This is a genomic window from Curtobacterium sp. MCSS17_011, assembly GCF_003224275.1.
Lineage (GTDB): Bacteria > Actinomycetota > Actinomycetes > Actinomycetales > Microbacteriaceae > Curtobacterium.
The window spans coordinates 1-23281 of sequence record NZ_QKLE01000022.1; the positions used below are offsets into that span (position 1 = coordinate 1).

The window sequence follows — 23281 nt, forward strand, 5'->3', positions numbered from 1 at the left end:
GGTACTCCTTGCGGACGTCGGTGAGCCGGACGAGCGGCTCGGCAGCCGCCACCGCGATGTCGGGGCCGGTCGATCGGCCGGCCCGTGCGCCCCTCGCCCCGCACCCTCCGCTCCCGTCCCGAAGGCAGCCCCATGACGCAGCAGCCGCTCCTGTCCGTCCGCGACCTGGCCGTGACGTTCACGACACCGTCCGGTGACTTCGAGGCGATCCGCCGGGTGTCGTTCGACCTGGCCGCCGGGGAGACCCTGGCGATCGTCGGCGAGTCCGGCTCGGGCAAGTCGACGACCGCCGCCAGCGTCAACCGCCTGCTCGCCGACAACGGCCGGATCTCGGACGGCAGCATCACCTTCGACGGCGTTCCGGTCCACGACGCCCCCGAGCGCACCATGACCGGCATCCGCGGCAAGGGCATCGGCCTGGTGCCGCAGGACCCGATGTCGAACCTCGACCCGATCCACCGCGTCGGCACCCAGATCCGCGAGGCGCTCGAGGTGCACGGCATCGCCAAGGGCGCGGCCGCACGGACCCGGGTCGTCGAGTTGCTCGAGATGGTCGGCATCCCCGAGCCGGAGCGCCGCGCCCGCCAGTACCCGCACGAGCTCTCCGGTGGCATGCGGCAGCGCGTGCTCATCGCGATGGGGCTCGCCTGCCGCCCGAAGCTCCTCATCGCCGACGAGCCGACGAGTGCCCTCGACGTCACCGTGCAGCGGACCATCCTCGACGAGCTCGACCGGTTGACGAGCGAGCTCGGCACCGCCGTGCTCCTGATCACCCACGACCTGCCGCTCGCCGCCGAACGTGCCGACACGATCCTCGTGATGTACCGCGGGGAGGTCGTCGAGCAGGGCCGTGCCGCCGGGATACTCGCACGACCGGAACACGATTACACCCAGCGGCTCCTCGCGGCCGCCCCGGACTTCGGTTCCGTGCGGCTCGTCGGCGACGGCCCCGTCACGACGGCTACACGCTCGACCGGCCCCGACATCGCGGTGGCGGCTGCCGAGCCGCTCGTCCGGCTCACCGACGTCCGCAAGGAGTACCCGATCCGCTCCGGCGGCTGGCGACGGCAGGACCCCTTCGTCGCCGTGGCCGGCTCGACCTTCGACATCGCCCGCGGCGAGACCGTCGCGGTCGTCGGCGGCTCCGGGTCCGGCAAGTCGACGACCGCGAAGATGGTCCTGGCGCTCGAACAGCAGACGAGCGGCTCGATCACGTTCGCCGGCGCCGAGGTCTCCGGGCTGCGCGGAGCGGACCTGATGCGGTTCCGCAGTCGCGTGCAGCCGGTGTTCCAAAACCCGTACGGCTCGCTCGACGCCCGTTGGACCGTCCGTCGGAGCATCGAGGAACCGATGGTCCTGCACGGCATCGGCGACGCAGCGAGCCGGAGGTCCCGCGCGCTCGACCTGCTCGACCGGGTCGCCCTGCCGGCGGCGACGGCCGACAAGCTCCCGAACGAGATGTCCGGAGGGCAGCTCCAGCGCGTCGCCATCGCCCGCGCCCTCGCACTCCAGACCGACCTCGTGGTCCTCGACGAGGCCGTCTCCGCGCTCGACGTCGTGGTGCAGGAACAGATCCTCGAGCTGCTCGTCGAACTGCAGCGGGAGCTCGGGCTGGCGTACCTGTTCATCAGTCACGACCTGGCCGTCGTCCGGATGGTGTCGCACCGTGTGCATGTCATGGACCACGGCCACGTCGTCGAGTCGGGCACACCCGACGAGATCTTCGGCGCCCCGCAACACGAGTACACGCGGACACTGCTCCGAGCGATCCCCGGAGCACGCGTGCTGGACGACGACCGCGCGGCCTGAGCCGGGCACTGTGACCGGCTGCCCCCGGGAGGCGCACCGACCCACCGGACCCACACCGAGCCTCCCGGCCGACCCGTCCCACGAACGCACCCCAGGAGGCCACCGCATGTACCTCGACACCTCGTCCGAGCACGTCGACTTCATCTGGATGATCAAGAACGCGGTCGTGCCGCGGCCGATCGCCTGGATCGGGTCGGTTGCACCCGACGGCGGGTACAACCTCGCCCCGTACAGCTACTTCCAGCTCGTCACGATGGACCCGCCGATGCTCATGGTGTCCTTCACGGGCAGCAAGGACACGCTCGACAACATCCGGCACACCGGGGACTTCGTCGTGAACCTGGTCACGGAGGGCTTCGAGGCGGACCAGACGGACACCGCCGCGCTGTTCGACGCCGACGTCGACGAAGCGGCCCTGCTCGGACTCGACACCACCCCGAGCACAGTCGTCACCCCGCAGCGCCTGGCCGGTGCGAAGGTCGCCCTGGAGTGCCGGGCGACCGAGGAGAAGGAGATGCCCGGCGCGACGCTCGTGTTCGCCGAGGTGGTCGGCGTGCACACCGACGACGGCGTCCTCGACGACCGAGGGCGGATCGACATCGAGCGCTACCGCCCCGTCGGCCGGCTCGGCGGCGCGCTCTACACGACCATCACCTCGGCCTACCGGATCCCGGTGCCGTCGGCCGAAGCGGTGCTCGCCGGACACCGCTCCGGCGTATTGGCGGGAACGGTGGCGGACCGGACCACCAGTACGCCCGAGCCGCAGGCGGAAATCCCCACCACCACCTGAAACCCCTGTTCAAGCCGCGGTACCGGCGACCGATTGCACGCGTAATCGAATCCTCACGGAGCAGTGGTCGCGGCGAAATCGCGCCCTGCTCGAATGGTCACACCACCACCTCAGTCCCCTCTGGAGCACGAATGGCAGCCGACCCCTTCCACCTCGCGTGGTTCACCCCGTTCAAGACGCCCGCGTGGAAGTCCCCCTGGGCCGCCGACACCCCGCTCACCTGGCTCAACGGTGAGTACTACATGGACATGGCCCGCTCGCTCGAGCGCGCCGGTTTCGACTTCATGATGTTCGAGGACTCCACGCTCGTCAGCGACACCTACGGCGGCAGCACCGAGAACGACCTGAAGCACGGGCTGCACTCCCCCAAGGGCGACCCGGTACCGCTCCTGCCGATGCTCGCGCAGGTCACCCAGCACATGGGGTTCATCGCGACGATGTCGACGTCGTTCTACCCGCCGTTCCTCGTCGCCCGCGTGATGGCGACCATGGACCACCTCACGAGGGGGCGAGTCGGCTGGAACGTCGTCACCAGCTCGGAGGACCTCGCCGGGCAGAACTACGGCCTCGATCACCTGCTCCCGCACGACGAGCGCTACGAGATGGCGGACGAGTTCATCACCGTGGTCAAGGAGCTCTGGGACTCCTGGGAGCCGGGCGCGATCGTCGCCGACCGCGAGACCGGGTACCTCGCCGACCACACGAAGGTCCACCCGATCCACCACGACGGGAAGTACTTCAAGGTCCGCGGACCACTCAACCTGCCGGCCGGACCGCAGGGCCACCCCGTCATCTGCCAGGCCGGCGGCTCACCCAAGGGCCGCGACTTCGCATCCCGGCACGCCAACGTGCTGCTCTCGGCCCCGAAGGGCGTCGACCAGATGCGGGAGTACCGCGACGACATCCGCGCCCGGGCCGTCGGGCACGGCCGGGACGCCGACGACGTCAAGGTGATGTTCATCGTCCAGCCCGTCCTCGGCGAGACGCAGGCGGACGCCGAGGAGATCGCTCGGCGCCGGAACGAGCTCACCCAGGACCAGATCGAGACGATCCTCGGCATCATGTCGATCACCACGGAGGTCGACTTCAAGCAGTTCGACCTCGACGCCCCGCTTCCGGACGACGTCACCACCAACGGGCACCAGTCCGGACTTGAGCAGTTCCGGAAGCGCACCAAGGGCAAGACGATCCGCGAGGCCCTGATGGGGCAGCAGACCGAAGCCGTCGAGCTCGTCGGGACGCCGGCATCGGTCGCGGCGCAGATGGACGAGGTCATGGAAGCCGTCGGCGGCGACGGGTTCCTGATCCGCGGTGAACCGGTGCGCACCCACTCCCGCCGGTACATCGACGAGATCGCGTCCGGCCTGGCGCCGGAGCTCCGCAGGCGGGGACTGATCCGGAGCGACTACCCCGAGTCCACGTTCAAGGCGAACCTCGCCGCGTTCTGATCCGGACCAGATCCGCGGACGACGTCCGCGGACGACAGGAGTATTCATGACCGCTTCACCCTTCCACCTCGGGTGGTTCTGCAACGGCACCTCGGTGCCCGCATGGGCACAACCGTTCTCCGGCTCGATCGGCGACGACTGGCAGGACGCCCAGATCTTCGTCGACCTGGCCAGGGCGATGGAGCGCGCGAAGTTCGACTACGTCCTCATCGAGGACAACACCTTCGTCGGCGACCGCTACGGCGACTCGATGGAGGTCTACTTGAAGTACGCGATGCAAGCGCCGCGGCAGGACCCGATGATCGTCGCGACGCTGCTCGCCCAGGCGACCGAACGGCTCGGGATCATCGCCACCGCCGGCACGTTCGCGTACCACCCCTACCTGCTCGCTCGCATGGCAGGCACGCTCGACCAGTTGTCAAAGGGCCGGTTCGGCGTCAACGTGGTGACCGGAACGAGCGACCGCGCGCTGCAGAACTACGGACACGACGGGATGGACGAGCACGATTCCCGGTACGACGTGGCCGAGGACTTCGTCCGGGCGATGACCGCGCTCTTCGACACGTGGGAGCCGAGAGCCGTGGTCGCGGACCGCAGGACGTCGACCTTCGCCGACCACACCAAGGTCCGGTACGCCGACCACCGTGGCTCCCACTTCTCGACCCGCGGGCCGCTGAACTCCGGGCCCTCGCCCCAGGGCCGCCCGGTCATCTCGCAGGCCGGCGGGTCGTCGCGCGGCATCGCGTTCGCCGCGCAGCACGCCGACACGATCGTCGCGATCCACTCGTCGCCGGAGAAGGCGCGCGACTACCGGGACCGCGTGCGGGACGCTGCCGCCGCCGCCGGACGGGATCCGGACGAGGTGAAGGTGCTCTTCGGCGTCTGGCCGATCGTCGGGTCGAGCGAGGCCGAGGCCAGGCAGCGCGCGGACGAGCGGGTGCGACTGGCGATGGACAACATCGACATCCCGCTCGCGACCATGTCGAAGTCCACGGACATCGACTTCTCGACCGTGCCCCTCGACACCCCGCTCGGCGAGCTCGACCTGGCCACGAACGGCACCCAGAACTTCGCGCTCTACCGGGACCGCAACGCCACGCTGACGCTCCGAGAGGCGGTCGCGAAGGAGGCCGGCGGTGCCGGTCCGTCGCTCGTCGGCTCGGTCGAGCAGGTCGCCGACCAGCTCGAGGCGTTCGCGGACGTCTCCGGTGGGGACGGCTTCCTGATCGGCACGAACGGCGTCACCCGGCGGTTCATCGCCGAGGTCTGCGACGGGCTCGTCCCCGAACTCCAGGCACGCGGGCTGACCCGCACCGAGTACGACCACGAGCACCTTCGGGACAACCTGCGGGCATTCTGACTCCTCTTGGAAGGAACCAACATGCGCGGATACATCCACACCGACTGGGGCCAAGTGCACTACCGGGCCGGGGGCCTCGCTCCCGAGGCGGCTGCGAGCGTGATCGCGATGTACCACGAGTCGCCGCGCACCTCGGCGGTCTACGACCCCGTGCTCGAGGCCTTCCCTGAGGACGTCGCCGTGCTCGCGTTCGACACCCCGGGGTTCGGGCAGTCCGACGACGCACCGGCCGACCGACCCCTCGGCGACTACGCGACCGTGCTGCTGCAGGCACTCGACGGGCTCGGTGTCGGACCGTTCCTGCCGGTCGGCATGAAGACCGGCTCGGCCCTCGTCACGGCGATGGCCGTCGCGGCCGGAGCGGACCGGGTGCCCGGGGCCGTGCTCTACGCGCAGGAGGAGCCGGACGATGCCGCGTTCGAACACTGGGCGAACGACTGGGCGCCGCCGATCGCGTTCCCGGCGGACCGGTCGACCCTGACGAAGCTCTACGCGAAGAACGTCGGCCTGTACGGCACCGACAACCCACGGGTGCTCTACGAGGCCGTCGCGGACACGATCGCGAACGCCGACCGCTACGCCTCGGTCTACCCGGCGGTGTTCCGCGGCCACCGGCAGACGTGGGAGGACATGCACGCGCTCGTCGCGGCCGGCGTGCACCTCACGGTCCTCGAACCGCCGGCCGCGCAGTTCACTCCCGACGATCCGATCGTGTTCGGCGTCGTCCCCGGCACGAACGTCGTCCCGATGCCGTCGACCGGGCAGTTCCCGGCGCTCGCCACGGATGCGTTCGTCGCTGCAGTGACCGGCGCGCTCGACCGCGCCGGTCTGCGAGCCCACGTACTGGCGGACTGAGCGCCGCACCCGACTCCCGTTCGACCCCTTCCCGAAGGAGCACCGATGTTCACCTCTCCGTCCACCGCCGACCCTGCCCTGCTCCGTCAGGCGTTTTCGGGCTTCCCGTGCGGCGTCGCCGCCCTGTCCGCGGTCGTCGATGACGAGCCGACCGTCCTCGTCGCGTCGTCCTTCACGGTCGGCGTCTCGCAGGACCCGCCACTCGTCATGTTCGCCGTGCAGCACACCTCCACGACCTGGCCGGCCCTCGCCGACGCCCCGTCGATCGGAGTCTCGATCCTCGGGGAACGGCACGAACCGGTCACCCGCCAGCTCGCGTCCAGGGACAAGTCGGTGCGCTTCATCGGCGTCGACACCATGATCTCGGACACCGGATCGGTCTTCCTCGAGGGGGCGCCGATCTGGCTCGACTGTTCCGTGGAGCACACCTACCCGGCCGGCGACCACGACATCGTCGTGCTCAGGGTCAACGGTCTGCTCTCCGACTTCACACACAGCCCGCTCGTGTGGCACCGGTCGTCGTTCGCGAAGCTCAGCGCATGAACAGCCCCACCGTGACCGTGGTCGCGGGGAACCCGAAGCCGTCCTCTCGGACGCTCGAGGCCGCTCAGCTGGTCGCGACGGCGATCACCGGGACCCCACCCACCACCGTCATCGACGTGATCGACATCGGTCCCGGTCTGCTCGGTTGGGGTGACCCTGCGGTGACCGAGGCGGTCCGGGCCGTGGCGGTGTCAGACCTCGTCGTCATCGCGTCCCCGACGTTCAAGGCCACGTACTCGGGGGTGCTCAAGCTGTTCCTCGACCAGTTCGCATCCGGCGACGGCATGGCGGGGGTGACCGCGGTGCCGCTGATGCTCGGAGCCGGACCGGCCCACCACCTCGCCCCCGAACTGCTGCTCAAGCCCGTGCTCGTCGAGCTCGGTGCGGTCGTCCCGGTGCAGGGGTTGTATCTGTCCGATCGCGGGTTCGCCGAGCCCGGCGCACTCGACCCGTGGCTCACGCGCTGGCGCCCGGCGATCACCACGATGCTGTCCAGTCGAGACCGAAGCTGATGGACCGGCTCGAGTGGTTGTTCGACGCGCAGTCATCAGTTGCCAGGCTGCGTTGCAGTGAACCATCCGTAACGCGAACGCGCGCCGTGCGCCGTCGAGGGCCCTCACGAGGGGTCGTGCTCGGTGTTCACCCCGTGGACCACGTGCGTCCTGCTCAGCAAAGCAACCGGCCCCCGTGGCCCCTCGTCGTCGACCGACGATCGGTCCGACCGGCCGTCTGACTCCCGGGACGAAGAAAGCCCCCGACCGGACCTGGTGGTCCTGCCGGGGGCTTCGTGGTGGTGGGCGATACTGGGATCGAACCAGTGACCTCTTCCGTGTCAGGGAAGCGCGCTACCGCTGCGCCAATCGCCCAAGCCCCTGCGTGGACCGGAGTCCATCAAGGTCTTTGGAGGGTGGATCTGGAGGTGGGGACGGGATTCGAACCCGCGTGGACGGCTTTGCAGGCCGCTGCCTAGCCTCTCGGCCACCCCACCATCGAGGTTCACGTCTCCGTGAGTACCCGAACGGTGGGATACCCTCTGGTGAGTCGCGGGCCTTCGAGAAGACCCACACTCGAGCGGATGACGAGATTCGAACTCGCGACCCTCACCTTGGCAAGGTGATGCGCTACCACTGCGCCACATCCGCACTTGTCGTTCCGCTGTCGCGGCGACGACGTAAACTCTATACGCACCGGGGCACTTCCGCCAAAATCCTCCCCGTTCACCGGGCGTGTCCCCCGAGTTCATGCGGATCGGGGCGGTTCGACACCCCCTCTGGGCAGCGCGCCACACCCGGGCCGCGCGATGTGTTCGATGCACCGCCGGACTTCCGCTAGTATCGACTCGCACGAACAGTGCAGGGGGCGATTGGCGCAGTTGGTAGCGCGCTTCGTTCACACCGAAGAGGTCATCAGTTCGAGTCTGGTATCGCCCACGGAGCAACACGAACACCACCGACAAGAGCCCGACGCAGCAGCGTCGGGCTCTTGTCATCTCATCAGGCCCCAGCACGCGGGCCTCACCACCAGCACGATCGGACGAAGGGGCGCATGACCGACGTCGACCTCGAGTTCGTCCGGGTCCGAGCGGTCCTCGACCGTCCGACCCTGCGGCTCATGTCCCGGCCGACCAGCGCCACGGTCCTCGCCGTGTTCCGCACCGTCTTCGACCGCGATGTGCAGTACGTCCCCGCCGACCGCATGCACCTGCAGGTCGAGGAGCACGTCGCGCGCCTGCAGGCAGCGGGCGCACGCGTGCCCGCGAGCGAGCAGCCCGTGCCGACGGCCGGCGAGCTGCCCGAGGGCGAGCAGGAGACCCGCCCGAACGGCCGCGCCCTGTGCCGCGAGTGGGTCGGCGCCCAGTGGCTCGTCCGCTCGAACTCCCCCGACGGCGACGAGCAGTACTCCCTGACGAGCCACGCCCTCGAGGCGCTGAGTCTCGTCGACGCCCTGTCGGCCGACCGCGCCCTGATCAGCGAGAGCCGCCTGGCGATGATCGTCGACGCGGTCCACCGGTGGGCGGCCCGCGCCGAGCCCGACCCCGACGTGCAGATCCGCCGGATCGACGCCCAGATCGCCGAGCTGCAGGCAGAGCGGGAGCGCCTGGAGCACGGCGACGACGTCGTGGCCGTCGACGACGACCGGATGCGCGACGGGTACACGAACATCTCCGACCTGATCCGGCAGCTGCCGAGCGACTTCAAGCGCGTGGAAGAAGCGGTCGCGACGATGCACCGCTCGATCGTCGAGGACTTCCGGCAAGAGGTCCGCCCCATCGGCGAGATCCTCGACGACTACCTGGCGCGCACGGACAACCTGATGGAAGCGACGCCCGAGGGCCGTGCCTTCGAGGGCGCCTTCGAACTGCTGCGCGACGACGCCCTGCTCCTGCGGCTCCGCGACGACATCGCGACGATCCTGGCGCACCCGTTCGCGCAGGGTCTCGGAGCGGGCGAGCGCCGGGCCTTCCGCAACACCGTGACGATCCTGCGCCAGGGCATCGAGGACGTCCTCGCCCAGCGCCGTCAGCTCACCGCCACGCTCCGCGACCAGATCGTGGCCCACGACGTGGTGCGCGACCGCGAGCTCGACGCGGTGCTCCGCTCGATCAACCGTGGCCTCGCCACCCTGATGGCCCAGGGCGGGGCGCGCGACCGGATCCCGCTGCCGCTCCTGCCGGCGGCGGCCGAGGTCGGCACGCTGCGCGAACGCTTCTACGACCCGGACGCCGAGTCCGTCCCGCCACCCATCGAGGAGCCCGACGACGACGTCTTCGAGGACCTCGACGTCGAGATGCTCCGCAAGCACGGCGGGCCGCTCCTGACCGAGCTGCGCGCGGCGCTGCGGTTCGCCGAGGCCGACTCCAGCGTCGAGGCGTTCCACGGATTGCCGCCCGAGCAGCGCCGGCCGGTCGAGCTCTTCGGTCTCGCGCACCTGCTCACGGGGCGCGAGGACTTCGAGTCGGCCGCCCACGTCGCCGAGCACCGCACGGTCCGGCCCGACGGCACCGCGATCACCTTCCACATGCCCACCGCTGCGCTCGACGACGAGCGCACTCCGGTCGGCGACGCACACCACGAGAACGCACAGGAGGCACGGTGAGCGACACGACGCCGGCACCGGTCGACGAGACGGTCCCCTACGACGACCCCGCATCGGTGATGCACGACGACGAGCGTGACGAGTCCAGCTTCGCCCTCTTCGAGGGCGACGAGGGCAGGCTCGACGAGCACCAGCGGCGCGCCCTGGCGGCGCTCCTGCGGCACTCGTACGTCAGCTCCCGTACGCACCCCGACGAGTGGCGTGCCGTGCTCGACGCCGAGTACCAGCTGCGCTCCCGGCTGAACGACCTGTTCCTCGAGCTCCACGTCGACCGTGACCGCGAGGTCGCCTGGAAGCGCCAGGCCCGGTCGGAGAGCCAGCGCCGCACGTTCCCGACCCTGCTCCGCGACCTGCCGTACACCCGCGAGGAGACGATCGTCCTCGTCTACCTGCGGATGCGCCTGCGTGCTGACACCCGACCGGGGCCCGACCAGGTGGTCGTCGACCGGTCCGAGGTCCTCGGACACGTGGCGGGCTTCCGTCCGGCGACCGCGACCGACCGAACCCGCGACGAGGGCCGGGTCGCGAAGGCGATCGAGCGCCTCGTGACCGCGCGCATCCTGATCCGCACCTCCGACCCGGACCGCTTCCGGGTGGCGAGCGTCGTCGAGGTGCTGCTCCCCCTGGAGCGCTTGCTCGAACTGGACGCCTGGTTGCGGACCACCACCGCGCAGGGTGACGCGACCGCCCCGGGTGGCGAGCCGACCGACGGGGACGACCCGGGCCTCCCGGCTGACGACGACACGGACCCCGAGACCGAAACCAACCTGGACGAGGCGAGCGCATGACCGACACGTTCGAGATCCCGGCCCTGTTCGACACGGTCGCGCAGTGGCGCGCCGAGTCGATGCAGGTCGTCAACTGGGGTGGGTTCCACGGCCACCGGCAGGTCGAGTTGTCCGGCACGGCGACGCTCATCTCCGGCGCATCGGGTACCGGCAAGTCCACGCTGATGGACGCCTACCTGGCCGTGATGATGCCGTCCGACGTGCCGTTCAACGGCGCCTCGAACGACGCCACGACCGGCCGCGCCCGCAGCGCCGACCAGCGCAACCTGCTCACGTACCTGCGCGGCAAGGTCGACACCCGGCGCGACCCGGAGACCGGCAGCCTGCGCGACGTGAACCTGCGCGGCGACGACCAGACCACCTGGGGCGCTGCGGCGGTCACGTTCCGGAACGACGACGAGCGGCGCTTCACGGTGCTGCGTGCGTACATCGTGCCGAAGCGCGCCCGCGGGGTCGGCGACATCCAGATGACCATGGCGACGGTCGACGACACCTTCGACCTGCGCCGACTCGAGGAGTTCGTGCCGTCGCGGTTCCACCACCTCGAGTTGACCGGCCGCGTGCCGGGGCTCGTCATCCGCGACACCTACCAGGAGCTCGCGTACACGCTGCAGACGCGGCTGGGCATCGGTGACTCCGGCGGCGGCAACCGGGCGATGCGCCTGCTCGCACGGATCCAGGCCGGCCAGCACCTGCCGACCGTCGACGCGCTGTACAAGTCGCTCGTGCTCGAGACCCCCGGCACCTACGAGGCGGCCGACCGGGCCCTCGCGCACTTCTCCGCCCTCGACGAGGCGTACGAGGCGATGGACACCGAGGAGCGCAAGGTCCGCATCCTCTCCCCCATCACCGACCTGCACGACGAGATCGCGCGCGCGACCGAAGCCGCAGCGGCCCTGGACGGCATCGCGACCGGCGCCGAGGTGTCGCCGTTCGCGCACTGGACGGCCTCGCGGAAGCGCGACCTGCTCGACGCCGAGGTCTCGCGCAACGCCCGCGAGCGCACGGCGTCGCGCGCCGAGGTCGCCGCGGCCGAGGCCCGGCACGCCGCCGTCGAGATCGAGCTGCGCGACGCCGAGGCCCGGCTCCGCGACCAGGGCGGCAACGCGCTCGCCCAGCTCGAGGACCGCATCGAACGGCTCACCCGTGAGCGCGACGCGGTGGTCCGTACCCGCGCCACGTTCGACGACCGCACCGCGGTGCTCGGCACGTCCGTCGAGACCGAGGCCGACTTCACCGCCGCGCAGCGCAGCTCGCACGAGTTCCTCGGGTCGTACACCGACGCGCGCACCGCCCTCGACGAGCGGCGCGACGCCCTGACCCGCGAGGAGTACCCGCTCCTCGACCGCGAACGGTCCCTGCGCCAGGAGCGCCAGTCGCTCGAGCACCGGCAGGGGGCCATGCCGCTGCCGATGCACGAGGCCCGGCTCGCGATGGCCCGCGCCGCCGGCATCGACCCGGCCGAACTGCCCTTCGTGGCGGAACTGCTCGACGTGCTGCCCGGCGAGGAGCGCTGGCGCACGGCCATCGAGTCCGTCCTTGCGCCCGTCGCCCGCACGCTGCTCGTCGACCAGGACCGTCTCGGCGACTTCAGCGAGGCGATCGACGCGCTGCGCCTGCCGGTCCGCGTGCAGTTCGAGGGTGTGCCGACCGGCCCGCACCTGGACCTCGACGGCGACCCGGCGATGGTGTCAGGCAAGCTCGCCATCAAGCCGTCGCCGTTCAGCACCTGGGTGCGCGAACGGATCGAGTCCGACCGCACGGACGCCCGCTGCGTGGCCTCGGCATCGGACCTCGGCGGTGGTGGCCGTCGCGTCACCGAGTCCGGGCAGCTGCGGGACGGCCGTCGTGGCGCGCACGGTGACCGCCGCCAGTCGAACGTCATCGGCTTCACGAACGAGGCCCGCGTCGCCGCGGTCGAGCAGGAGCTCGCCTCGATCGCGCAGGACCTCGCGACGCTCGAGGCCCGCCGCACGGACGTCGCGCAGGACCTCACCGCGCTCGACGTGCTGCGCGCCGCACACCAGCACGTGGTGGACGTCACGTGGGCCGCGATCGACGTCGACGGGCTCGGCGCCTCCCTCGCCCGGCTCGACGAGGAGCGGCAGGCACTGCTCGCCGCCGACGACGGACTCCGGACGCTCCGGGCCTCGGTCGCGCGACTGCGGAAGTCCCTGGACGAGGCGGCCGACCGTCGCTCGGCCGCACGGCTGTCCGTCCAGCGGCTCGAGGAGCGCCACGCGGTGCTCGTCGACGGCCAGGACGCCGCCGCCGAGATCCTCGAGCGCTTCGAGTCGTCGCCCGGCTCGCTGCCCGACGACCAGCAGGCCCGCCTGCTCGAGGAGACCTTCGAGGAGATCGGTGCCCCGGACGGCGTCGACGGGTTCGACGACGCCACACGACGGCTCAAGCGGCGGCTCGAGGAGCGGCTCTCGCAGGCCCTCGACGGTGCCGCGGCGGCGTCGACCTCGTTGACGCTGACGTTCCAGCGGTACCAGGACGCCTGGCCGGACCCGAACCTCGGCACCGGGGTCGCGTCCTACCCCGATTACCACGCGATCCTCGACCAGATCGTGGCGACCGGCCTGCACGCCCGTCGCAGCGAGTGGCGTCGGCGGCTGTCGCAGTGGAGCGGTGAGGACCTCGTCCCGCTCGCCGGCGCCTTCGACCGCGCCGTCGTCGAGATCGAGGAACGTCTCGAGCCGGTGAACGAGATCCTGCGCGAGCTGCCCTTCGGCGCGAACCGCGACCGCCTGAAGATCCAGATCCGCCGGGTCACCCGCGAGGACGTCACCGCCTTCCGCCGCGAGCTCCGCGCCCTGTCGGCCTCGGTCGACACCGAACTGACCGACGACGTGCTCGAGACGCGGTTCCGACGGCTCCGGCGCTTCATGGCGGTCATCCGGCCCGACCCGGACGCAGCCCGGGGCCGCACCACCCAGCGTGACGCCGTGCTCGACGTCCGGCGGCACATGGAGATCACAGCCGTCCGGTACGACACCGACGGCAACGACCTCGGCGTGTACTCGTCTCTCGGCGACAAGTCCGGTGGTGAGACGCAGGAGCTCGTGGCGTTCATCGTCGGCGCCGCGCTGCGCTACCAGCTCGGTGACGAGACCCGTCCCCGGCCCCGGTTCGCGCCGGTGTTCCTCGACGAGGCGTTCATCAAGGCGGACTCGGAGTTCGCCGGCCGTGCGGTCACGGCGTGGCTCCGGCTCGGGTTCCAGCTCGTCGTGAGTGCGCCGCTCGACAAGGTCACGGCGCTCGAACCGTCGATGGAGCGGCTCCTCTCGATGCGCAAGCACCCCGAGACGGGCCACTCGTCCATCACCGAGATCGCCCGGCTGGAGCCGGCCGCCGTCTGACGCGGGCGGGGTGGCGGTCGCGGGGTGGTCGCAACACCCCGCTCAGGTTCGCCGAGCGGTCACGAACCGTCGGATGGAGGCGGCGCAGCCGACAGTTCGTGACCACTCGACGCGCTGCAGGCGGGGTGTCCTGACCACCCGGCGGGTGCCCCGGACGCTACCGACAGCGGCCTGGAGGCGCGGTGCGGGTCCGCCACGAGCCTCCCGGCCGTCGTCCCACCGGTCGCAACACCCCGCTCACCTTCGCGCGCTGGTCACGACGCGTCGCCTGGCGCCGCCGCCGCCGACGGTCTGCGACCGCTCGGCGCCCGCCCGCCGGGGTGTCCCGACCACCCGGCGGCCCGGCCGTCAGCATGTCGACAGGTGCCGCACAGACGTTCCATGACCACTCGCCGCTACGGTGATGGCGTGTTCGGACGCCGCCGCTCCCCCAGTCCCCGCCCCGACGACGCTCCCGGTCTCGGCATCGGTGCCCTCGTGCAGGTCATCGACACCGATCGGGGTGGCGAGCAGTGGGCCGACGAGCCGATCGGGGTGATCGTGGCTCCCGGCGGGAGTCAGATCGGCGGGACACAGCGCACGTGGACCGTCGCGTTCGAGGAGCCCGTGTACACGAAGGACGGCCGCGGCCCCTTCGAGCGCGCAACCGTCCTGAGTCGTCAGCTGGTGCCGGTCACGACCGACAGCGGCGAGTAGTCCGGGTCAGGGACTCAGTACTCCTCGGAGCCGCTCTTCATCATGGCCGCGACGGCCATGCAGCACCCGACGCCACCGAGGACGCCGACGCCGATGATGATCCCTGCGATGAGTTCGAGCATGGGTGGTGACTCCTTGGTTGCGTCGGCGTGTGGCTCCGCTCAGGTTACCGGATGCCGCGCATGAGCCGCAGCACCGGCTTGGCCAGGAGCAGCAGGACCACACCCACCACGACGGCGACCAGGCCGAGGATCGTGAAGTACGGGGCCTCGTCCGCCGGGTCGTAGTAGCGGGACAGCACCCCGGTGACGGCGGTGCCGAGCGACACCGACAGGAAGAACAGCGCGACCATCTGCGTCTGGAACTTCGGCGGCGCGAGCTTCGTGGCGACGGACTGGCCGACCGGCGAGAGCAGCAGCTCGGCGAGCGTGAACACCAGCAGGATGCCGACGAGCGCGAGCAGCGGCGTGCCGTTCTCGCCCGAGCCGGTGAACGGCAGGAAGAGCAGGAACGCGAGCCCCATGATCCCGGTGCCGAGCGCGAACTTCGTCGGGGTGGGCGGCTGGCGGTCTCCGAGCTTGGTCCACAGCGCCGCGAAGACGCCCGACAGCACGATGATGAAGACCGGGTTGATCGACTGCACCCACGACACCGGCATCTCCCAACCGAACAGCGAGCGGTCGAGGCGCTCGTCGGAGTAGACCGTCACGACGGTGAACTGCTGCTGGTAGAGCGACCAGAACACGGCGCTGCCGATGAACAGCGGGATGAACGCGAAGACGCGCGACCGCTCGTCACGGGTGAGACCGCTCGACAGGATGACGACGAAGTACCCGATGGTGGCCAGCACGACGACCACCACGACCACGGTGGGCAGGTTGCCGACGTTGAGCACGCCGGTCAGTACGGCGACGACGATGAGGACCAGCGCGACGACGACACCGGCACCGATGAGCGGCAGGCGACGACGGTCGACGGGGTTCGCCACGTGGCGGACGACCTCGGGCAGCTTCCCCCGACGGATCGCGTACTGCACCAGGCCCGCTGCCATGCCGACGGCGGCCAGCCCGAAGCCCCAGTGGAAGCCGAGCGAGCTCTGCAGCAGCCCGGTGAGCAGCGGCCCGAAGAACGCCCCGAGGTTCACGCCGAGGTAGTAGAGCGAGAAGCCGGCGTCGCGACGCGGGTCCTCACGGCTGTAGAGGCCGCCGACGATCGTGGTGGCCGTGGCCTTGAGCCCGCCGGAGCCGAGCGCGATGAGCACGAGGCCGACCCCGACCCCGGCCACCCCGGGGATGAGCGCGAGGGCGATGTGTCCGAGCATCACGACGATCGCGCTGCCGAACAGGGTCCGGTCCGCGCCGATCAGCCGGTCCGCGATCCACGCCCCGATGATCGTGAACAGGTAGACCGCGCCGCCGTAGGCACCCATGATGCCGGTGGCGATGCCCTTGTCGATCGCCAGGCCGCCCTGCGTGACCGTGTAGTACATGTAGATGAGGACGATGCCCTGCATCCCGTAGAACGAGAACCGCTCCCAGAGCTCCACGGCGAACGGTGTCGAGAGCTCGAACGGTTGCCCGAAGAAGGTGCGTCCGGGACGGCCTTCGCGGTCCGCGGGGGTGGTACGTGACATGGCGGCCAGTCTGCCCCTGGCCGGGTGGGCACGCCCAATCGTCGAACACCGCTCATGTCTTTGGAGGGTTCCCACGACCTCGTGACGGCATCGACGACACGGTGTTGTGCGGCCCGCACGGCGTTCCCGCCGCTGTCGGTACCGGTGTCTAGCGTGGACGGTGCAACACGGACATCGCAGTTCAGGAGGACTCCGCCCATGGTCGACACCGCACCCGCCCAGCGCACCACCCCCGCCAGCGGCAGCGACACCGCGCCGGACGTCGATGCGCAGCACGCCGCGCCGAACGCCGACGCCGCCGGCGACCCGGCAGCGGGCACCCCGACCGCCGGCACGGACACCGACGTCCGCATCGACGTCGAGCTGGTGCAGGAGCTCCTGCTCGGACGCTGGGCCGAGGACCGCCGGATCTCCCGGCGGCTCGCGCTCGACCCCGCGATGCAGAAGATCGAGGGCCAGCCGATCCCCGAGCACCGGGCACGCGTGCTCGAGCAGCTCCGGACCCTGGTCGACGCCGGGGCGATCCAGCGCCCCTACCCCGCCGAGTTCGGCGGCCAGAGCAACCACGGCGGCAACCTGGCGGCGTTCGAGGAGCTCGTCACCGCCGATCCGTCGATGCAGATCAAGGCCGGGGTGCAGTGGGGACTGTTCGGGTCCGCCGTGCACCACCTGGGCACCGAGGCGAACCACCGCGAGTTCCTGCCGGGCATCGTCTCGTTCGAGGTCCCCGGCTGCTTCGCGATGACCGAGACCGGCCACGGCTCGGACGTGCAGAGCATCGCCACGACGGCCACGTACGACCCCGCGACCGAGGAGTTCGAGATCCACACGCCGTTCCGCGGTGCGTGGAAGGACTACATCGGCAACGCGGCCCTGCACGGTCACGCCGCCGTCGTGTTCGCGAAGCTCGTGACCGCGGGTGTCGACCACGGCGTGCACGCGTTCTACGTCCCGCTCCGCGACGCCGAGGGGGCGTTCCTGCCCGGCGTGAGCGGTGAGGACGACGGACCGAAGGGCGGCCTGAACGGCATCGACAACGGCCGGCTCGCGTTCGACCACGTCCGGGTCCCCGGCACGAACCTGCTGAACCGCTACGGCGACGTCGCCGCGGACGGCACGTACTCGTCACCGATCGCCTCGCCAGGCCGCCGCTTCTTCACGATGCTCGGCACCCTGGTGCAGGGGCGCGTGTCGCTCGACGGCGCTGCGGTCGTCGCGCAGAAGATCGCCCTGCAGATCGCCCTGACCTACGCGATGCAGCGTCGCCAGTTCCCCACCGGCGACGGCACCGAGGGCGTGCTGCTCGACTACGGCCGGCACCAGCGCCGTCTGATCCCGCGCCTGGCGACGGTGTTCGCACAGTCGTTCGCGCACGAGAAGCTCCTGCGCACCTTCGACGACGTGTTCAGCGGGCGCGAGGACACCCCGGAGCGCCGAGAGGACCTGGAGACCCAGGCCGCGGCCTTCAAGTCGATGTCGACCTGGTCGGCGCTCGACACCCTGCAGGAAGCCCGCGAAGCCTGCGGCGGTGCCGGGTTCCTCGCCGAGAACCGTCTGACCGGGCTCCGCGCCGACCTCGACGTGTACGTGACGTTCGAGGGCGACAACACCGTGCTGCTGCAGCTCGTCGGCAAGCGCCTGCTCACCGAGTTCCGCGCGAAGGCCCCGAAGGACCCGGCGTCGACCGCGAAGTTCGTGGCGGCCGTGGCGGCATCGAAGCTGGCCGACGCGTCCGGCATCCGTCGCCTCGGCCAGACCGTTGCCGACCGCGGCTCCCTGGCCGCCAGCGTCGCCGACCTGCAGGACCCGCGGACGCAGCGCGAACTGCTCGCCGGTCGGGTCGACACCATGGTCGCCGAGATCGGCATGCGTCTGGCGTCGGCCGGCAAGGACCGCGCCCGCGCCGCCCGACTGCTGAACCGTTCGCAGCACGAGCTCATCGAGGCGTCGAAGGCGCACGCGGAGCTCATGCAGTGGGACGCCTTCACCGAGGCGCTCGACGAGGTGACCGAGGGCGACACCCGCCGCGTGCTGGTGTGGCTGCGCGACCTGTTCGCGCTCGGCCTGCTCGAGCAGCACCTGGACTGGTACCTGCTGCACGGCCGACTGTCGGCGCAGCGTGCCCGTGCGGTGTCGGCGTACATCGACCGGCTCGTCGCCCGGGTCCGGCCCATCGTGCCGCAGCTGATCGAGACGTTCGGCTACGAGCCCGGTCACGTCCGGGCGCCGATCGCGCTCGGTGCCGAACAGGCCCGACAGGACGAGGCACGTGCCTGGTTCGCCGCCGAGGCCGCCGCCGGCCGCCTGCCCGAGCAGGAGAAGAAGCCCCGTCCGTGACGGACGTGCAGCCCCGGCCGTGACGGACGTGCAGCGCCGTCCGTGATCGACACGCGGCCGCGCCCGTGACGGGCGTGGCCGCGGCGGGAGCTAGGAGTCGGTCGGTTCCCGCGGAGTCGTGCCGCCCGCGGCAGCCCCGCCGCGTGCCCCGAGCGCCGCGCGCAGCTGCGCCTCGGCGTCGTCTCCGGCGGCAGCGGCCTCGGCGTTCGCCTCGGCGACCGCACGCACGACCTCTTCGCGCTGTATCTTCACGCCGCGCGGGGCGTCGATGCCGATCCGGACGCCGTCGCCCCGGGAGTCGAGCACCGTGATGACGATGTCGTCGCCGACGAGGATCCGCTCGCCGACCTTCCGCGTGAGTACCAGCACCCGTTCAGCCTAGCGACACGACGGGGAGCCCCAGCAGGTCCACCGACCCGGGCGTGGCGGTCTCCCCCGCACCGATCGCCACGACACCGACCACGGGCAGCCTCGAGGCCACCGCGGACAGCATCGCGGCCGAGTCCTCCGGCTTCCGCCCGACGTCGACCACGACCCACACCTGGTCGGCCTGCAGCGCGTCGCCGGTCGCCCGGTCGTCCCAGGCGGCGACGGCGAGCACGGCGTGGCCGTCACGGACGCCGTCCGCCCGCGCCAGGATCGCCGCTCGTCGGTCGGCGGCGTCCGTCGGCCGGAGCGCGTGCCGCACAGCGAAGAGTCCGGCGGCCGCGTCCACGTCGTTCGGCCGCCCGACCAGGAGCACCAGATCGCCGTCCGCGGAGCGCACGGCCGGGGCGGTGGGCCGGGCCACCGCTGCCGGCGAGGGCGCGTCGAGGACGCGGGACGGGCCTCCCGACCGGGTCTCGACGACCGGCTGCGCGACGGCCACCGTCTGCGTGTCGACCACCGACTGCGCGTCGACGGCGGCCTGGAGGCGCGGGTCGACCCCCGCGGGCACGTCCGCCTCGCCCGGCGCGCGCGTCGGGCGCGGGGCGCTCGGCGTGATCCCGTCCGCCTGGAACCCGTCGAGCACCGACGCGAAGGCGTCGGCCCGCGTCGTCGCGGTGCCGTCGGTGCCGGCGATGCGTGCCTCGGCTGCCTCGGCGTCGGCGAGCAGCGCGGCGATGCCGACGCGCTGCACGGGCGAGTCGGCGATGACCACCCGGGCGGTGGGCTGGTCCCCCGGTTCCGGCACCTCGACGGTGGCCTCGACGTGCGCCTTGCGGAACAGCCCGCCGAAGCCCGGCGTGGTCACGCGTTCGGCCGCGACGATCCGCGCACCCGCGCCGAACTCGGTCCGGACCGCATCGCGGACCGACTCGAGCGTGGCGCCGCTACGCTGCAATCGGGTCGGCGGCACGGACCACTCCCACGGTCTCGATGGTGGAGCCCGCGGCGGTGGCCTCCTGGTACGACAGCACCGGGAGCCCGTTCGACTGGGCGGCGACCATGCGGTGCACGGCCGGGCGGAGCTGCGGGGCGCAGACCAGGACGGCGGAGAGCCCCTGGTCCTCCACGGAGCGCACGGCGTCGCGGACGGAGCCCAGGACCTGCTCGATGCGGTGCGCGTCGAGCACGATCTGGCTGCCCTGCTCGGACGGCCGGAGCCCCTCGAGCATCGACTGTTCGAGCATCGGGTCGATCATGATGACGCGCAGGGTGCCGGCGTCGGTGTGCCGTGCGGCGAGGGCCGGGCCGAGGGCCGCACGGGCGGACTCGACGAGCCCCTCGGGGTCGGTCGACACCTTCGCGCGGAGCGTGAGGGCCTCGCAGATCCGACCGAGGTCGTTGATCGGCACGCGCTCGGCGAGCAAGCCCTGCAGCACCCGCTGCAGTTCGGCCATCGAGAGCATGCCGGGGACGAGTTCCTCGACCGCGGCGGGGTTGACCTGCTTCACGCCCTCGGTCAGGACCTTGACGTCCTCGCGGGTGAGCAGGCGCGCCGCGTTGTCGCCGATGACCGCCTGCAGGTGGGTGACGAGCACGGAGACCCGGTCGATCACGGTCGCGCCGGTCATCTCGGCGGCGTGCCGGAGCTCGGCGGGCACCCACTTGCCGGTCAGGCCGAACACCGGCTCGACGGTCGAGGTGCCGGGCAGGCCGTCCAGGTGGTCGCCGAGCGCCAGGACGCTGCGCGCAGGCGCGGTGCCACGCCCGGCCTCGACGCCGGCGATCCGGATGGCGTACGTCGACGGCGGCAGGTCGATCGAGTCGCGGGTGCGGACCGGCGGGACGACGATCCCCATGTCGATGGCGATCTTGCGGCGGAGGGCGCGCACCCGGCCGAGCAGGTCGTCGGAGGCGCCGGACACCATGTCGACCAGGTCGGGGGCGAGCAGGATCTCGAGGGCGTGCACGCGCATCTGCTCGAGCAGGTCCTCCGGGGTGTCGCCGGTCGGCACCGCCGCCGCGAGTGCCTGCTGCTGGGCGGCGTCGGCCTCGGCCCGGGCGGCGTTCCGGCCGATCCGCCAGCCCGTGAACAGCAGGGTCGCGCCGACGAGCAGGAAGGGCAGGATCGGCATGCCGGGGATGAACCCCATCGCGATGGCCGCGACACCGGCGATCATCAGGGCGTTCCGCGACTGCGACAGCTGGGTCGCGGCCGAGGAACCCATCTCGGACTCCGCGCCGGACCGCGTGACGATCATGCCCGTGGACACCGCCATCAGCAGCGCGGGGATCTGCGTGACCAGGCCGTCACCGATCGTCAGGATGCCGTACTTCGACAGGGCGTCGGTGACGGACAGGCCGTTCTGCAGCATGCCGATCGCGATGCCGCCGATCAGGTTGATGATGATGATCAGGATGCCGGCGATCGCGTCGCCCTTGACGAACTTCGACGCACCGTCCATCGCGCCGTAGAAGTCGGCCTCGGCGGAGACCGCGGCACGGCGGTCCTTCGCTTCCTGGTCGGTGATCAGCCCGGCGTTCAGGTCGGCGTCGATCGCCATCTGCTTGCCCGGCATCGCGTCGAGGGTGAAGCGTGCCCCGACCTCGGCGACGCGCTCGGCACCCTTCGTCACCACGACGAACTGGATGACGATGAGGATCAGGAAGATGACCGCGCCGATGATGATCGACCCGGAGACGGCGACGTGGCCGAACGCCTGGATGACGTCACCGGCGAAGCCCTCGCCGAGCACCAGCCGGGTGGACGCGACGTTCAGGCCGAGCCGGAACAACGTCGCGACGAGCAGCAGGGACGGGAACACCGAGAAGTCGAGCGGCTTCTTCACGAACAGCGTCGTGAGCAGGATCACCAGCGCCAGCAGGATGTTGATGATGATCAGGAAGTCGAGCAGGAACGACGGCACCGGCAGGATCAGCAGCAGGATGATGCCGACGATGAACACCGGGACGACGAGCTTCGGCAGGTCCTTGCGGTTCATGCGGGGAGTCCTTCGGTCTGGTTCTCTGCGATGCGCGGTGTGCGGAGCTTGCGGGGGCGGAGGTCCCCGGTCAGGGTGGCGGGGTCGATGACGCTCGCGACCTCGTCCGGGGTGGTCGGCCGCGGCGGCGCGTGCGTGCCGGCCGCGGTGCCGCGGGCCTTGAGCGCCATCACGAAGGACAGGACGCGGGCCACCGGGGTGTACAGGTCGACCGGGATCTCGTGCCCGAGCTCGCACGCGGCGTGCAGCGCCCGGGTGAGCGGGACGTCACGGACGATCGGCACCCGCTCTTCTTCGGCACGCGCACGGATGACGTCGGCGACCGGTCCGGCCCCCTTCGCGACCACCCGGGGCGCGGACTTTCCCGGCTCGTACTTGATCGCGACCGCGTAGTGGGTCGGGTTCGTCATCACGACGTCCGCGGTGCCGATGGCCTGGATCATCCGGTTGCGGCTCATCGCGAGCTGACGGGAGCGTCGCTGCGACTTCACCAGCGGGTCGCCGTCGCTCCGCTTGCTCTCGTCCTTGACCTCGCGCTTGGTCATCATCGTGCGCTTCCGGTTGCGGCGGATCACCACGAACACGTCGAGGGCTGCGAGGACGAGCCCGGCGACGATCGCGGCGCGCAGCAGGGTGCCCGACCCGGCGGCGGCGGCCTCGAGCACGGCCGACAGCGGCAGCGAGCCGCTCGTCATCAGCACCGGCATGAGTCCCTGCACCGCGAACCACAGGACGAGCCCGACGACGGCGGTCTTCAGCAGCGCCTTTGCCCCGTTCCAGAGCGCCTGGGTGCCGAACACGCGCTTCAGTCCGGCGACGGGATCGAAGTGGTCGGGCTGCGGCGTCATCTTGCGGAAGTGCACCCCGCCCTGGGTGACGGCGGCGGCGAGCACCGCGACCGCGACGACCGCGAGCATCGGGCCGAGGGCCGCACCCATCGAGCCGAGGGCGTCGGCGAGCAGGGCCTGCACGGCACCGAGCTCGGGGTCCTCGATGACCCGCTGCACGGCGAGCAGCTGGTCCTGCCCGGCGGCCGCGGCGTTGCCGATCGCCGCCGGGATCATGAGCGCCGCGACGGCGATCCCGATCCACGCGCCGAGGTCCTGCGAGCGGCCGATCTGACCCTTCTCGTGGACCTCGCGCATCCGCTGCTGGGTTGCCTGTTCGGAACGTTCTCCGCTGTCGGACACGTC

General features: G+C 71.2%; 17 protein-coding genes and 4 tRNA genes. 13 read left to right on the forward strand and 8 right to left on the reverse strand.

The window, feature by feature from the left end; translation table 11 throughout:
- Positions 1-132 precede the first annotated feature (132 nt).
- From DEJ17_RS13395 to DEJ17_RS13425, 7 genes are all read left to right on the forward strand, one after another.
- Complete coding sequence (locus tag DEJ17_RS13395) at positions 133-1809, forward strand: ABC transporter ATP-binding protein (RefSeq protein ID WP_110894645.1); 1677 nt, start codon at positions 133-135, stop codon at positions 1807-1809.
- 106 nt (positions 1810-1915) lie between these two features.
- Positions 1916-2599, forward strand: coding sequence for a flavin reductase family protein (locus DEJ17_RS13400; RefSeq protein WP_110894647.1), 684 nt, complete (start codon positions 1916-1918; stop codon positions 2597-2599).
- A gap of 131 nt (positions 2600-2730) precedes the next feature.
- Positions 2731-4047: an NtaA/DmoA family FMN-dependent monooxygenase gene (locus DEJ17_RS13405; RefSeq protein ID WP_110894649.1), complete on the forward strand. Its 1317-nt coding sequence runs from the start codon at positions 2731-2733 to the stop codon at positions 4045-4047.
- 46 nt (positions 4048-4093) lie between these two features.
- Positions 4094-5407, forward strand: a complete 1314-nt coding sequence (locus tag DEJ17_RS13410; RefSeq protein WP_110894651.1) for an NtaA/DmoA family FMN-dependent monooxygenase — start codon at positions 4094-4096, stop codon at positions 5405-5407.
- 21 nt (positions 5408-5428) lie between these two features.
- Complete coding sequence (locus DEJ17_RS13415) at positions 5429-6262, forward strand: alpha/beta fold hydrolase (protein ID WP_110894653.1); 834 nt, start codon at positions 5429-5431, stop codon at positions 6260-6262.
- Between the two features lie 45 nt (positions 6263-6307).
- The gene (locus DEJ17_RS13420; protein ID WP_110894655.1) at positions 6308-6805 is read left to right on the forward strand and encodes a flavin reductase family protein; all 498 of its coding nucleotides are present in this window, start codon (positions 6308-6310) and stop codon (positions 6803-6805) included.
- Positions 6802-7317: an NADPH-dependent FMN reductase gene (locus tag DEJ17_RS13425; protein WP_110894657.1), complete on the forward strand. Its 516-nt coding sequence runs from the start codon at positions 6802-6804 to the stop codon at positions 7315-7317. Before DEJ17_RS13420 ends, DEJ17_RS13425 begins: the two co-directional genes overlap by 4 nt.
- A 279-nt stretch (positions 7318-7596) precedes the next feature.
- Here DEJ17_RS13425 and DEJ17_RS13430 read toward each other — a convergent pair.
- The 3 genes from DEJ17_RS13430 to DEJ17_RS13440 form a co-directional block, all read right to left on the reverse strand.
- Positions 7597-7671, reverse strand: a tRNA-Val gene (locus tag DEJ17_RS13430).
- 48 nt (positions 7672-7719) lie between these two features.
- A tRNA-Cys gene (locus tag DEJ17_RS13435) sits at positions 7720-7793 on the reverse strand.
- An 82-nt stretch (positions 7794-7875) separates the two neighbouring features.
- A tRNA-Gly gene (locus DEJ17_RS13440) sits at positions 7876-7947 on the reverse strand.
- Positions 7948-8162: 215 nt separating this feature from the next.
- Here DEJ17_RS13440 and DEJ17_RS13445 point away from each other — a divergent pair.
- The 5 genes from DEJ17_RS13445 to DEJ17_RS13465 all read left to right on the forward strand — a co-directional run bounded on the left by DEJ17_RS13445 (position 8163) and on the right by DEJ17_RS13465 (position 14750).
- Positions 8163-8235, forward strand: a tRNA-Val gene (locus tag DEJ17_RS13445).
- Between the two features lie 115 nt (positions 8236-8350).
- The gene (locus tag DEJ17_RS13450) at positions 8351-9901 is read left to right on the forward strand and encodes a DUF3375 family protein (protein ID WP_110894659.1); all 1551 of its coding nucleotides are present in this window, start codon (positions 8351-8353) and stop codon (positions 9899-9901) included.
- Positions 9898-10689, forward strand: a complete 792-nt coding sequence (locus tag DEJ17_RS13455) for a DUF4194 domain-containing protein (protein WP_220033655.1) — start codon at positions 9898-9900, stop codon at positions 10687-10689. Before DEJ17_RS13450 ends, DEJ17_RS13455 begins: the two co-directional genes overlap by 4 nt.
- Entirely contained in the window at positions 10686-14054 is a 3369-nt protein-coding gene (locus DEJ17_RS13460) for an ATP-binding protein (RefSeq protein ID WP_110894661.1), read from the forward strand. Before DEJ17_RS13455 ends, DEJ17_RS13460 begins: the two co-directional genes overlap by 4 nt.
- Positions 14055-14435: 381 nt before the next feature.
- Positions 14436-14750 carry a hypothetical protein gene (locus DEJ17_RS13465; RefSeq protein ID WP_051596716.1) on the forward strand — a complete coding sequence of 105 codons (315 nt, stop codon included), beginning with the start codon at positions 14436-14438 and terminating at the stop codon, positions 14748-14750.
- Between the two features lie 166 nt (positions 14751-14916).
- Here the strand turns inward: DEJ17_RS13465 and DEJ17_RS13470 are convergent, their stop codons facing one another.
- Complete coding sequence (locus DEJ17_RS13470) at positions 14917-16383, reverse strand: peptide MFS transporter (RefSeq protein WP_181421194.1); 1467 nt, start codon at positions 16381-16383, stop codon at positions 14917-14919.
- A 198-nt stretch (positions 16384-16581) separates the two neighbouring features.
- Between DEJ17_RS13470 and DEJ17_RS13475 the strand changes: the two genes are divergently transcribed.
- Positions 16582-18720 (forward strand): acyl-CoA dehydrogenase, encoded by a 2139-nt coding sequence (locus DEJ17_RS13475; protein ID WP_110894663.1) that lies wholly within the window; start codon positions 16582-16584, stop codon positions 18718-18720.
- Between the two features lie 90 nt (positions 18721-18810).
- On the opposite strand, the gene csrA is transcribed toward DEJ17_RS13475, so the two are convergent.
- The 4 genes from csrA to DEJ17_RS13495 are packed head-to-tail and all read right to left on the reverse strand — an operon-like array spanning position 18811 to position 23278.
- Positions 18811-19089, reverse strand: a complete 279-nt coding sequence (csrA, locus tag DEJ17_RS13480) for a carbon storage regulator CsrA (RefSeq protein WP_110894665.1) — start codon at positions 19087-19089, stop codon at positions 18811-18813.
- Positions 19090-19093: 4 nt separating this feature from the next.
- Positions 19094-20059 carry a hypothetical protein gene (locus DEJ17_RS13485; RefSeq protein ID WP_110894667.1) on the reverse strand — a complete coding sequence of 322 codons (966 nt, stop codon included), beginning with the start codon at positions 20057-20059 and terminating at the stop codon, positions 19094-19096.
- Positions 20034-22088 carry a flagellar biosynthesis protein FlhA gene (locus DEJ17_RS13490; RefSeq protein ID WP_110894669.1) on the reverse strand — a complete coding sequence of 685 codons (2055 nt, stop codon included), beginning with the start codon at positions 22086-22088 and terminating at the stop codon, positions 20034-20036. The genes DEJ17_RS13485 and DEJ17_RS13490 overlap by 26 nt, the downstream gene beginning before the upstream one ends.
- A complete protein-coding gene (locus tag DEJ17_RS13495; RefSeq protein WP_110894671.1) occupies positions 22085-23278 on the reverse strand; it encodes a flagellar biosynthesis protein FlhB in 1194 nt (397 codons plus the stop codon). Before DEJ17_RS13495 ends, DEJ17_RS13490 begins: the two co-directional genes overlap by 4 nt.
- Positions 23279-23281: the final 3 nt, after the last annotated feature.